The following is an 11,597-nucleotide window of genomic DNA, read 5'->3' as shown; positions in this document are numbered from 1 at the left end:
GACTAAAAAAGGAGCATTCCCAAACGAGAACGCCCTTCTAAAAGTTTTGTATTTACGAACTAAAGAACTTGAAAATAAGTGGGAAGGCGGCCATATTCAACAATGGGCAATGGTCATGAATCAGCTGAAATTCTATCCGATACTAAAATTAACTCTACTACAAAAGAGTTTCAAGTCGAGTTAATCGATGAATCTGGATACACCATACAAGTCCCAATAACTGTTCAAAAAAATGAGGATAACTGGAAGATTCTAATTTCTAGTGAAAGTCTTCATTCAATTGAAGTTACAGAGGTTAATCCGGGTGTACAAATAAATAATACAGGAGAAGGTGAATTTAGTACACAGGAGGTTACATTAGTAACCTTTAGAGCCGAATTTGCCAACTATATATATAGTTCAACATTCAACGCGCCAAGTACAGCCTTAATCTTATATCTTAGGGAACAAAGGGCAAGTTTGGCTGAATATTCTACTGGAGTTCGATACGAAGTAGTCAAATCATCTTCTAACGGTGATATTTCTTATGGCTACAGAGATGTAAAAGGTGGAAGTCCAACTATTAATAATGTTAGATATTCACTAACATTAGATAAAACTAAAACTAACTATAGTAATTTAAAATTAAAAATGACAGCTTTAAATGGTAGATATATCGTAAATGGTTCAATCTTATATTAATACAGTTAGTATCCGCCGGTAGAACCGGCGGTTTTAATTTTTCCCTATAAGGGAACTTTACTAACACAGTCACTGAAGTGGCCCCTCTAGTGACTGCCAACCGTTTAAATTCATCTCCATTTTTTGAATGGGTTTACATATTCAGCTTGCTCATGTTGTCTCGCAATCTACCCTCTGGTTCCTGTTCCTGGATATATTTTGCTACAGTTTTTTGATTTAAATCTACTGTACACACGTAATACCTTTTAACCCAGATCGTGCGATTTCCATGGTTATACTTAAAATTTGCATGTCTATCGTGTATCATTAACGAACTTTTTCCTTTTAAGTATCCCATAATACAATACTGACATCTTTGGTGGTATCATAATCAACATGTGTACATGATCTGGCATAGCTTGAGCTTCAATTATTTCTACATCCTTCATCTCCACATGTCTTCTAAGTATCGCTCCTATATCTCTTCTAAATTTCCCATATATGGTATTTTGCAATATTTGGGAATGAATGCAATATGGTACTTACAATTCCATCTTGTGTGTGACAAACTATTGTCACTAGATTACTTTTATTTACTCACTTAATTCTTTAGTGGTTGTCTTATTTCTCTATTTGCACATAGCAAATAGCAAGAAAAAGGATAATAAAAATGTTTTACTACTATTCTTCTAAGATGGTAGAAGTCGCAACTATGTTTGCAAAATCTTTTAAGTAGCTAGTTATCAAAATTAAAATAAATCTAATAAAAGACAATTGTTTTCTGTGTATTTATACATAGAAATAATTGTCCTTTTTTATATATAAAAGCTTAGGAAATTATAGCATTGTTTTGTATTTTGATTCTAAATGAATATTTCGTTTTAAAAGAACCACTTTCTCGGGCAAAATGACCACCTATCTCGGAAAAATAGAGCAACTGTAACGGAGTTAGATTCATAGCCACGGAGCTACTTGCCATTGACTGAAACTCCCGATTTTTTGTAGTTGTTGGAAGGGGTCGGGGCGCCGCCAGCAACTGCTTAGAATTGGTTTGTCCGTGTTACTATTTTTGCAGGTGAGCCTATAGGCTTTATTTTTGCTGACCTGCATTAGTACCACTATACGGACAAAAGTGAAGTCAATGGTGGCGGACAAATGTCCGATATCTAATATTTATGCCAGTGGTTCTCCTTCCGTGATGCTGGTTCAATTTCTCCGTGAAAATGGCTCTAAACGAGTGAAATATTCACTAAATTGATCTTAATATAAAGAAGAGGTAATATTAAGTTAAGAAATAAAGAAGAATACATAAAATATTGTGCCATATAAAGGAGAAGGAAAATGAGAAAAAAATACACAATATTAATAATTTGTCTAACGATATTTTTAGTGTTGGTTTACATTCTTAATAATCCTTCCATTAATGATAATAATTTTAACGAAGAGAATAATAATGATCAAGAAACAGCTAAAGTAAAAAATGATGTTAACCTAATAGAAAATTTGAATTTGGAAGCTGAAAATCGAAAATTAAAAGAAGAAATTGATTTACTACAATCTGACCTTTTTGAATATAAGAAAGCACTTATTAGCCCAGAATCTAATGACATAGCTCTTTATTATGAATCGCTGAATCCCTTATATAAAAAAGTTACTGATAATAAAATCATTCTACTGGTTAGAAATGAAACTGATGATGGTTATAGACTAACAATTAGTTCTAAGGAAAAAGTTCTGTTCGATAATCTCCCAGATTTAAAAAATAGCGAGATTATAAATTATACAGGTGCAAATGGTTTTTATTCTGGACTAATCGAAGGTAATGAAGTTAATACTGTAACTGTAAAAGAAAATGAAAAATCTTATGAAGCAAAAATTGTTAATTTCACAGATAACATTAGTTTCTGGTACACAATATATGAACATAAATTAAAATCAACTAAAGACACTCCAGATAAGATGAAGATAGAAGCATACGATAAGAATGGAAATATTATATGGGAAAAATCTTTTGATGGCAATCTAGGTAGATAAATAGATCTATTCAAAGAGGCTGGGACAAAACCCAGTAAATTAAAATAATAAGAGTGGTACCTACCAGATTAAGTTGGTGAAGGTACCACTCTTATTATTTTTTCATTTTAGTAAGAAAAAAAGGATACCTTCTGATAAAATTAAAGTAACGACACAATAATTTTGGAGGTATCCTTATGTTTAAACATTATACCATGAATCAATAATTTTGCCGCTAGATTTAGAAATAAAACTTCAAGAAAATGATATTGCTTACGCTGTGAATGATGTGGTGGAAAATATCCCAGACGAAGCATTCGCTGATTTTTTACGTGAAACAGGTTGTCCAGCTTACCATCCACGGATGATGTTTCACCTCAATTTTCCATTATTAAGTGAAATATTGATTAAGCAAATAGCTGACTAATGAATTATTTTCCCATCCTTTAGGAATATTTTTGAATCAGTCATTTCCTTTATTACATTCTCTTGATGAGAAGAAAATATTAAACTTCCTCCCAACGCCTTGTGTTTATCTAAATGATCTAACGCTGCCAATGTCGACTCTTTATCCATTGCAGTAAAAGGTTCATCTAATATAATTAATTTAGGATGATGAAATAAGGAACCTACAAATGATATTTTTTGTTTCATACCTCTAGAGTAGGTACTTGTTAAGGAATTGAGAGAAAGGAGTGCAAACGCAGCGACCCTTTTTAAATTTCACTAAAGACAAAAATCTACTTACTGCTTGTTTCTCTTCCTTTTAATCGTTTTTTCTTCCTTTAGTTGGTCCGCAAATTCAAGTTTCAATTTAAGTTCCTGTTGCTCTTTTAATGATTTATTCAACTGAGCTTCATATGCAAAAGGTTTTTTGAGTTGAACCTCAGTAGTCTTAATTTGCTGTCTAATATCTTCAATATTAAGCTTAGTTTTCTCTATCTCCACATGGAAGTTTTCCGTAATGCTAGCCAATCGCTGAATATTACCTACATCACTAATTTTAAATGGAACTTCAGATGTTGTTGCGCCTTTCAAACCAATCGATGTTTCATTAAAAACGTTTCTTCTAACAAATATTTCTTGTCCTTTAAATTTCCCTATAATAGTAGGGTTTTCATTAAGTTGATTTTGTGTTTTTATAACTTCTCTTAACGCCTCACCAGCTTCCTTTTCTTCGGTAAAGTCCAAACCATTGATAGTAATTTTAAAGGTTTTTGGATATTTAGAAACGTTTTCTAGGTCATTTTCTATGGCCTTAATTTGTTTTTCCATACTCTCTATCCTATTAGGATAAATAACTTTTACATTCTTTTGCATTGTAGCCTTCTCATTACTCCATCTATTTTTAATAAGCTGTAGGCGATTTACTTCATTATCAAGAGTCATTTTCTCTAAAAGAAGTGGATTGTCTGTTGCAATTGCTTTTACTTCAGCAGCAGTTAAGACAACCTCTAATCATAGGCTGCTCGGGGCTTTTAATATTCAATTTCCTCAAAGTCTTTAGGTTGGGGAACGGGTTGTTGGTTTTTTAGTTCGTTGCTATTAGCTATTTCTTTGTTAATTTCTTGATAAGCCTTAACCTTTTTAGATTGTTTGTTTGAATTTTTTCTATCGTTCATTGTATCCACCCTTTCATTATCGACTACGCTTTTCCTTAGGATTAGTGATTATGAATAAATTATTCATTTTATCAAAGAATACGAAGGTTAGATTAGAAAAGAATTAAAAGAATAAGGTGAAGGCGATTATGATATCTAAAAGACATTTTATATTTAATATAGTAATAATCGTAATTCCTTGGTTATCATTATTATTTATAGGGAAGCGGAGTTTTAAGAAGTATTCTATAGCTGGAATTTTCATTATAATCTTTGAGATCATCAATCATTTGTATGGGCAAAAACGTAACTGGTGGATATTTTATGACAAAAAGAAATCATTTTTAACGAATGAACTCCCTTTTAGTATAGGACCATATATGCCTCTTTCCATGTGGTTACTTAAATTTTCATATGGAAACTTTAAGAAATTTATAGCACTAAACGCTATCTCAGATGGGCTTTTTGCTTTTCTTTTCATTAATGTCCTTAAAAAAATAAAAATAATTGGTTTAAATAAATTAAATAACTTTCAATTTTTCATTTACTTACTCTATAAAGTATTTATATTATACGGTGTGCAATTCTTGGTAGAAAATAAAGATAATCTAACACTTAAGAAGTTAAAAACAAGGTTTGGGAAAACATTTAATGAGATGACCAGAGGATAAAATGAATATAAACATTAACTTAACCCGAATAGTGGACTCTTGGAAAATGAACTGCCCCTGTCAAGTAGACAGGGGGAAAGAAACCTTTTCCAATACTTTATATTTAAAGAGTGACAGTTAATATAATAGCTAAAGCATTATAGAGACTATGAATAATCATTGCTGGATAGATCGAGTTAGTTTTTCATACGTCCATGCAAAAATTAAACCAGACAAAAACGTGTAAGGTAGTGAGTTAAACGTTGGAATATGTACAATCATGAAAATAAATGAACTGATCAGCATTCCTGAAAGTATACCATACCTAGTTCTAATCCATCGGTATAGAAACCCACGATAAAAAATTTCTTCATATATTGGTGATATGACAGCAGCTGAAATAAAAGCGATGAAAATATTAATTCCCGTTAATCTAGATTGTAGGCTCTCCGTTTTACTATTATCTGTACCTATATTGAATAGCAATTCAACTGCAATAGATAGTAAGATCGAACCTATAATTAACACAAAAGTCCATCCCACAACTTTTCTCCAGTATGCTTTTGAATAACGTTGTAAACCAACCTCTTTCCAGGATAGTTTTTTTGGTCTAATCACAAAAAAATAAACTCCAACGGTAAAGATGAACATAAGGAGTCTTTATATCAAAAAATAGAAGCATTGAACACCTCTGTAAACATACGACTACGCTAGAAATGGACAAGTTATTTCCTTACTTGAATATAATAAGCTGATGGAATTAACAGCTGATGAGGACTTACAAGCAAAACAAAGTTACAGATAACAATGGAAAACGTGTTCTATTAATTTTGGATGATAATGGTGAAAAAGAATATAAGACAATCTTTATAAAGGATACCAATTGTCTTAAGATTATCGATTTAGATGATGGAGAAATTTATAACGAAATTATTAAATAGGATAATTAAATACGTGTTAGCCTCAACCACTATTAAGTATGGTGTGAAGGCTAACACTTTTTTTGAATAAGCCGACAAATTTCGACGAGTGACAGGCACCGACACTTCCCGCTAATTTCCGACATGGTGTAACTCGTTATTCTTAAATTTAGGGGTGTGACATATATTCTATTATGTGAAAGCGTTTTATTTTAATTAAAGGAGTGAATACGTTGAGGGTTAATTTCTATCGAAAGCATGTCTTATTACTAATGATTGGTATCGGTATGGTAGTGTTAGCTGCTTGTGGTGGTGAGAGTTCTTCAAGCTCAGAAGGAGAAGAACATGAGCTAGATTTCTCTCACTTCTTCCCACCAACACATTTTATGGAAGAGGAAATTCAGACATTTGCTTCTGATTTAGAAGAAGCGACTGATGGAAGAATTAAAATTACCTCCTATCCCGGAGCAGCCTTGGCTGCACCGGATGAACAATTTAATGCTGCAGCAACAGGTTCTGTTGATTTTGCTTTGAGTGTGCATGGATACACACCTGGAGAGTTCCCATTAACATCGGTTATGGAGTTACCATTTATGGCTGAGACGGCAGTCAAAGGCTCAAAGAATCTGTGGCAACTAATGAATGAGTTTGATGAATTCAACGATGAATATGCAGGTACGGTCCCTTTATGGTTATATACTACTGATCCAGGTCAGTTATTTACGGTAGATAAACAAGTAAAGAGTATAGAAGATTTAAAAGGAATGAAAATACGTTCTCCTTCTCCAGAAACGAGTGAGTGGTTAGAAGCACTTGGAGCAACGCCTGTATCCATGCCGATGAACGAAAACTTTGAAGCACTTGAGCGTGGCGTTGTTGATGGAACGATCGCCCCTTGGGAAGCAGTGAAGACATGGGGCTTAGATGAGGTTATTAATTATGCAACGGTAGGAAACTTTTATTCTACCACGATGTTTGTGGTTATGAATAAGGATGCGTTTAATAGTTTGAGTGAAGAGGATCAAGCAACGATTCAAGAGTTGACGGGAGAAAAGATGGCAAATAAAACAGGAGAGGTATTTGATCAATTCGGGAATGAAGCAGTGGAACAAGCAAAGGAAAAAGGTGTAGAAATTTATGAACTAACAGAGGACGAGTTAGCGGAGTGGAGTGAATATATAAATCCAACTATTGAAAATTGGATTCATAATGTAGAAGAAAAAGGATTGCCAGGGCAAGAAGTGTATGATCGAGCAGTTGAGTTAAGTGGCAAATAGCAGGAGTGAACGTACGATGTCCAAAGTGTTTGAGAGATCAGAAGAAGTACTAGATAAAATTATCACTATTCAACAAGTGATAGCGAATGTTTTTCTCTTTTTTATTATGGCAATTATTACGTTTGATGTTCTAGGGCGTAATCTCTTTAATCAGCCGTTAAAAGGAACCTATGAATTGACCGAGCTAGGAGCGGCATTATTAGTATTTTTCGCCCTTGCAATGACACATCGTAAAGGAGACCATATTACGATTGATTTCTTATTGGATCGATTTTCCGATAAGATGAAGCGAATCATAAATGGTATGGTTGAAATCGTCGTGGCAATCGTTGTTTTCTTCATGGCGAGACATATTTTCGAGAATGGGGTACGTATGATGGAAAGAAATTCTACCACAACGGATTTAGCACTTCCCGTTCATCCCTTTCTCTTTATTATTGCTTTTACACTTGTCATCTTTATGTTTACAGCAATCGTAAAAGCCTTCACATACTTACGATTGGCGGTGAATGAAAAATGAGCCCAGAACTAATTGGTGTAATAGGGATTATTGTATTACTACTATTATTTGTGTTCCGCATTCCGATTGGGATATCACTTATCTTTGTCGGTACCGTAGGGCTGGCATTTATTAGAGACTGGGATTCTGCTTTAGTCCAATTAGGTACAACTCCTTTTTCCACAGCGAGTTCGTACTCGTTAAGTGTAATTCCTCTATTTATTCTAATGGGGATGTTTTTATCGTATAGCGGATTTGGACGTGATTTATATACTGCAGTAGATGCTTGGATTGGTCATATTAAAGGTGGACTTGCGATGACTACCATCGGTACGAGTGCATTGTTTTCGGCAATATCAGGTTCAGTAAATGCTACTACAGCGACAATGGCGCGAATTTCACTGCCAGAGATGAAAAAATATCGTTATGATGATGCCTTATCGACTTCCTGTGTTGCTGCTGGTGGTACATTAGGTATTCTAATTCCGCCGAGTGTTATTCTTGTTTTATATGGTATTTTAACAATGGAACCAATCGGAAAACTATTAATTGCCGGCCTTGTTCCAGGATTACTTCAAATGTTGCTGTTTATGATCTTGATTTATGTCATGGTCCTGAGGAAACCTACATTAGCACCTGTAACAGAAAAGAAATTATTCATGGTTAAAATAAAATCCTTATCGAGTGTTTGGCCATTCGTTTTCTTGTTTGCTTTAAGTATTGGTGGTATATATTATGGATATTTTACTCCTACTGAAGCGGGAGGAGTAGGTGCTTTTGGAGCATTTATCTTAACTATTTTAACAAGAAGGTTAAGCTGGAAGCACTTTAAAACTTCATTAAGTGAAACTACTCGTTTAACAGCATCGATCTTTTTTATCATTATTGGTGCTGATATTTTTAGTAAGTTTTTAGCGCTAAGCACTATTCCAGTAAAAATTACACACTTTGTTTCAAATCTAGCATTGCCTGCAACTGGCATTTTAATGTTAATTTTAGTTGTCTATTTAATTCTGGGGTTATTTTTAGAGGGAATTGCAATTTTTGTTCTAACCTTACCAGTTGTTTATCCGTTAATTACCATGCTGGGGTTCGATGGTATTTGGTTTGGGGTCGTGATGATTCTAGTTATGAACATAGGTTTGATTACACCACCTATGGGGTTAAGTGTCTATGTCATAAGTGGAGTTGCCAAGGACGTACCAGCCCAGCGGATATTTAAAGGTGTCCTCCCAATGTTACTAATGATGATCGTATGCTTACTATTAATTGTAATCTTTCCAGAGGTTGTAACCTTCCTGCCCAACTTGATGAGGTGATTGAGGGTCAGGTCCGTTGTCCCAATTATTATATGAGGTTTGAAATGGATCATCGAATGATGGTCCATTTATTTATTAGTAGATAGGGAAGTATAATTTTTCCTATCTTGCATAAGTGCAACTAAGGCAAATTCACCATAAATGCTTGGCAAATACCAGTTTTCTAATGATTAATTAACTCTTGTAGAATCCTTTCTTTTATAAAGTAGCCTGATATTTGTTGGATGTGAAGAATGTACCCTCTCATTTATCTTTCCTATGAATATCTTATATAAGTTCTAGCTAGATTAATTGAGGTATAAGGTATTTCTAATCTTTTAGCCTGTTTTCTAAAATATTGTGGATTTTAACATTAAAACAAGGTCTTATGGAATTTTATGTTAAAATGTAGATATATGATATTGACCTAACGATGACAAGTTAGTTCAACAAGTGAGATAAATTAGTGAAAAGGTGAAAAAATGTTAGATAGAATTAAAGCTTTACCCGAAATGGTGGCATTTGCAATAGGCTTATCTTTAATAATATTTAGTCCAATAGTATTATTTTTGATATCATTTTTAATCTCATTTGGTAAATGGACTGCGATTATACAAGCAATTGTTTGGGGTGTTGCTACCTTATTTATACTAAGTGCAGCTGATAAAAGACATTCACGTATAGACAAAAAAAAGTGAAGATTTATTCGTTTGTTCTTATTACATTAAATTGCGTTAGTTTAACAAAAGAAAATAAAGACAACCCTAAAAACAGTTTCGTTTTTAACTTTAACGGAACTGTTTTTTATTCAAGAGGTTAAAATATTTTCGCACTAAAAGTTCTAATTAAGCAGCTCTAAGCTCCTCCACAGTTGTATAATTGGATTTTCTGCAACAACCCAACAATAGAGGTGTAATTTGTTCTTCGTGTGGCAATTTCTTGTTTAGTTGTAGAAAACGGAACCAATATAAATAATTATCTAACTATCGTGTTGATACACCTTGAAATCTATTTAACCACTGTTTTAACTTATTATGATACCTATTAACGTGTTGGATATGGTAGATGTGCTTTTTTACATAGATACCCTTACTTGCGTTAATTGTTTCGTGCGGAAGTTTCTTCAACTTGCCAAATTTCTTGTAGTTAGTTGCTGTAACAGTACACAATATACTGGTATGGTCGATATAATCTCCCAGTACGCTTTCAATTTCAAAAGCAGTTGTTCTCCCAAATCCATTTTTACGACTAATGATATTTCCGTTCCTATCCATTGCCATAAGAATACTTCCCTGACTTTTACTAATCCCACATTCAGTAGCAACTCCATCACGTTTACGGGGCTTTCTATGAGTTATATGACTGCTTCCTTTCATACTTTCGATTAAGTATGTTTCATCACTTTCAATGACACCTTGAAGAACACTATCACCGATTGAACGGACAGCGTCTAACACTTTATGTCTTCAATAGAAAGCAGTAGAAATGTGTATATTAAGACGTTTCGCTATTTTAGGAAGAGTGTATCCTTCTACCATCAATTCAATATTATTAAGCCACAAATGAGGTTTATGTGTACCTCCTATAGGTGTATTTGTCATATTGTTAAACGTCTTATAGCAATCCTTACATTTATAGCGTTGCCAACCACGATATTTTCCGTGTCGTACTACTGCTGTTGAACCACAATGAACACATCCAAGCTCTTCGCTAAAACGAGTCTCCGAATGTTGGATATAAGTTTAGCAATATCGGATTTCTTAGCATTTTTATCACGTTCAATGGTTTAATAAATTTTTCCTTTTCTTCGTCAGGTAACTCAAAATAAGTTTCATATACATCTTTCCACAATGGAAAACTCACGAACATACGTTCTCATAATCATTATTATAGGAGATTTGAACAATATCCACAATATTTACGAAAATAGGCATTTATTAAGAGGTATTAAGTATGGTTGTACTAAAAGATCCTGTTAAGAAGTAATAGTTTAGATCTGTTACTTCATTTTATTAGAGTATTATACTTTAAGAGGCAAGTTAGTGTGATTTTTATGGGATTTGAATCAAATTATAAAAGGAAATAATTGGTTCTAAAAAAGTATTGCCCTAGTTGTCCGTTCATGCTATATTATATCTCTGCCACATGAACGAAAAGAATAAAAAAATGATTGACTATGACTTTGTAGTGTGGTATATTAATCGAGTCGCCTTTTTCAAAAGCGACATAAAACAATTTATTTAAAAAAACTTTCAAAAAAAGTTATTGACTTTAGTTTGCTAGTTTGATATAATATAGAAGTTGTCGCTAAAAACGACACATTAATATTTGCTCTTTGAAAACTGAACAAAACAACTAGTATGTTTAGCGAAACTTAACTTTTCGACTTTACGGAGAAAAGTTTTAGTTGAGCTTATGCAGGATTGGAAAGTTGAACTTTTCAATCTGCTAAGAAAAACATCCCGTTTTTCTTTAAAGATTAAATCTAGAAGCTAGTGTTTCTAGTAGCTAAGAACTTTCATGTGATTGATTGGTGTTAATCACATACAAACTTTTTTGGAGAGTTTGATCTTGGCTCAGGACGAACGCTGGCGGCGTGCCTAATACATGCAAGTCGAGCGCGGGAAGCAAGTGATCGCCCTTCGGGGCGTGAACTTGTGGAACGAGCGGCGGACGGGT

The 11,597-nt window shown here is 33.6% G+C and carries 11 protein-coding genes, 1 rRNA gene and 5 pseudogenes; 11 read left to right on the top strand and 6 right to left on the bottom strand.

Annotated features, from left to right (window positions below):
• Together GMD78_RS21100 and GMD78_RS21095 are read left to right on the top strand one after the other, a co-directional pair.
• Nucleotides 1-184 (top strand): annotated as a pseudogene (locus GMD78_RS21100) (IS256 family transposase); the annotation flags it as partial.
• The gene (locus GMD78_RS21095) at nt 103-681 is read left to right on the top strand and encodes a hypothetical protein (RefSeq protein ID WP_155671973.1); all 579 of its coding nucleotides are present in this window, start codon (nt 103-105) and stop codon (nt 679-681) included. The pseudogene GMD78_RS21100 and the gene GMD78_RS21095, both read left to right, overlap by 82 nt.
• A gap of 110 nt (nt 682-791) precedes the next feature.
• On the opposite strand, the pseudogene tnpA reads toward GMD78_RS21095, so the two are convergent.
• Nucleotides 792-1,228 (bottom strand): annotated as a pseudogene (gene tnpA, locus GMD78_RS21090) (IS200/IS605 family transposase).
• Between the two features lie 773 nt (nt 1,229-2,001).
• Between tnpA and GMD78_RS21085 the strand changes: the two are divergent.
• Together GMD78_RS21085 and GMD78_RS21080 are read left to right on the top strand one after the other, a co-directional pair.
• Entirely contained in the window at nt 2,002-2,694 is a 693-nt protein-coding gene (locus tag GMD78_RS21085) for a hypothetical protein (RefSeq protein WP_155671971.1), read from the top strand.
• 176 nt (nt 2,695-2,870) lie between these two features.
• Nucleotides 2,871-3,043, top strand: a pseudogene (locus GMD78_RS21080) (IS5/IS1182 family transposase); the annotation flags it as partial.
• Between the two features lie 53 nt (nt 3,044-3,096).
• Here the strand turns inward: GMD78_RS21080 and GMD78_RS21075 are convergent.
• From GMD78_RS21075 to GMD78_RS21065, 3 genes and pseudogenes are all read right to left on the bottom strand, one after another.
• A pseudogene (locus tag GMD78_RS21075) lies at nt 3,097-3,345 on the bottom strand (P-loop NTPase family protein); the annotation flags it as partial.
• Nucleotides 3,346-3,417: 72 nt separating this feature from the next.
• A complete protein-coding gene (locus GMD78_RS21070) occupies nt 3,418-3,993 on the bottom strand; it encodes a hypothetical protein (protein WP_196493891.1) in 576 nt (191 codons plus the stop codon).
• Nucleotides 3,994-4,151: 158 nt separating this feature from the next.
• Entirely contained in the window at nt 4,152-4,295 is a 144-nt protein-coding gene (locus GMD78_RS21065) for a hypothetical protein (protein WP_155671965.1), read from the bottom strand.
• Nucleotides 4,296-4,423: 128 nt separating this feature from the next.
• Between GMD78_RS21065 and GMD78_RS21060 the strand changes: the two genes are divergently transcribed.
• Nucleotides 4,424-4,945, top strand: a complete 522-nt coding sequence (locus GMD78_RS21060) for a hypothetical protein (RefSeq protein WP_155671962.1) — start codon at nt 4,424-4,426, stop codon at nt 4,943-4,945.
• Between the two features lie 156 nt (nt 4,946-5,101).
• Here the strand turns inward: GMD78_RS21060 and GMD78_RS21055 are convergent, their stop codons facing one another.
• Nucleotides 5,102-5,542: a CPBP family intramembrane glutamic endopeptidase gene (locus GMD78_RS21055; RefSeq protein ID WP_343042470.1), complete on the bottom strand. Its 441-nt coding sequence runs from the start codon at nt 5,540-5,542 to the stop codon at nt 5,102-5,104.
• Between the two features lie 152 nt (nt 5,543-5,694).
• Between GMD78_RS21055 and GMD78_RS21050 the strand changes: the two genes are divergently transcribed.
• From GMD78_RS21050 to GMD78_RS21030, 5 genes are all read left to right on the top strand, one after another.
• Complete coding sequence (locus GMD78_RS21050; RefSeq protein ID WP_155671960.1) at nt 5,695-5,865, top strand: hypothetical protein; 171 nt, start codon at nt 5,695-5,697, stop codon at nt 5,863-5,865.
• A 212-nt stretch (nt 5,866-6,077) separates the two neighbouring features.
• The gene (locus tag GMD78_RS21045) at nt 6,078-7,121 is read left to right on the top strand and encodes a TRAP transporter substrate-binding protein (protein WP_246187730.1); all 1,044 of its coding nucleotides are present in this window, start codon (nt 6,078-6,080) and stop codon (nt 7,119-7,121) included.
• A 16-nt stretch (nt 7,122-7,137) separates the two neighbouring features.
• A complete protein-coding gene (locus GMD78_RS21040) occupies nt 7,138-7,641 on the top strand; it encodes a TRAP transporter small permease (RefSeq protein WP_155671958.1) in 504 nt (167 codons plus the stop codon).
• A complete protein-coding gene (locus tag GMD78_RS21035; protein WP_155671956.1) occupies nt 7,638-8,939 on the top strand; it encodes a TRAP transporter large permease in 1,302 nt (433 codons plus the stop codon). Before GMD78_RS21040 ends, GMD78_RS21035 begins: the two co-directional genes overlap by 4 nt.
• A gap of 461 nt (nt 8,940-9,400) precedes the next feature.
• The gene (locus GMD78_RS21030) at nt 9,401-9,616 is read left to right on the top strand and encodes a hypothetical protein (protein ID WP_155671954.1); all 216 of its coding nucleotides are present in this window, start codon (nt 9,401-9,403) and stop codon (nt 9,614-9,616) included.
• Nucleotides 9,617-9,763: 147 nt separating this feature from the next.
• Here GMD78_RS21030 and GMD78_RS21025 read toward each other — a convergent pair.
• A pseudogene (locus tag GMD78_RS21025) lies at nt 9,764-10,769 on the bottom strand (IS1595 family transposase).
• 702 nt (nt 10,770-11,471) lie between these two features.
• Between GMD78_RS21025 and GMD78_RS21020 the strand changes: the two are divergent.
• Nucleotides 11,472-11,597: ribosomal RNA gene (locus tag GMD78_RS21020) — 16S ribosomal RNA — on the top strand; the annotation flags it as partial.

The organism is Ornithinibacillus caprae (assembly GCF_009728145.1).
Lineage (GTDB): Bacteria > Bacillota > Bacilli > Bacillales > Amphibacillaceae > Ornithinibacillus > Ornithinibacillus caprae.
This window is presented reverse-complemented; position numbering and strand designations above follow the sequence as displayed.

Bases quoted from the DNA above. Each gene is read 5' to 3' on its own strand.
- GMD78_RS21060 (WP_155671962.1), top strand. From the start codon at position 4,424: ATGATATCTAAAAGACATTTTATATTTAATATAGTAATAATCGTAATT.
- GMD78_RS21085 (WP_155671971.1), top strand. From the start codon at position 2,002: ATGAGAAAAAAATACACAATATTAATAATTTGTCTAACGATATTTTTA.
- GMD78_RS21035 (WP_155671956.1), top strand. From the start codon at position 7,638: ATGAGCCCAGAACTAATTGGTGTAATAGGGATTATTGTATTACTACTA.
- GMD78_RS21095 (WP_155671973.1), top strand. From the start codon at position 103: ATGGGCAATGGTCATGAATCAGCTGAAATTCTATCCGATACTAAAATT.
- GMD78_RS21065 (WP_155671965.1), bottom strand. From the start codon at position 4,295: ATGAACGATAGAAAAAATTCAAACAAACAATCTAAAAAGGTTAAGGCT.
- GMD78_RS21070 (WP_196493891.1), bottom strand. From the start codon at position 3,993: ATGCAAAAGAATGTAAAAGTTATTTATCCTAATAGGATAGAGAGTATG.
- GMD78_RS21030 (WP_155671954.1), top strand. From the start codon at position 9,401: ATGTTAGATAGAATTAAAGCTTTACCCGAAATGGTGGCATTTGCAATA.
- GMD78_RS21040 (WP_155671958.1), top strand. From the start codon at position 7,138: ATGTCCAAAGTGTTTGAGAGATCAGAAGAAGTACTAGATAAAATTATC.
- GMD78_RS21050 (WP_155671960.1), top strand. From the start codon at position 5,695: ATGAGGACTTACAAGCAAAACAAAGTTACAGATAACAATGGAAAACGT.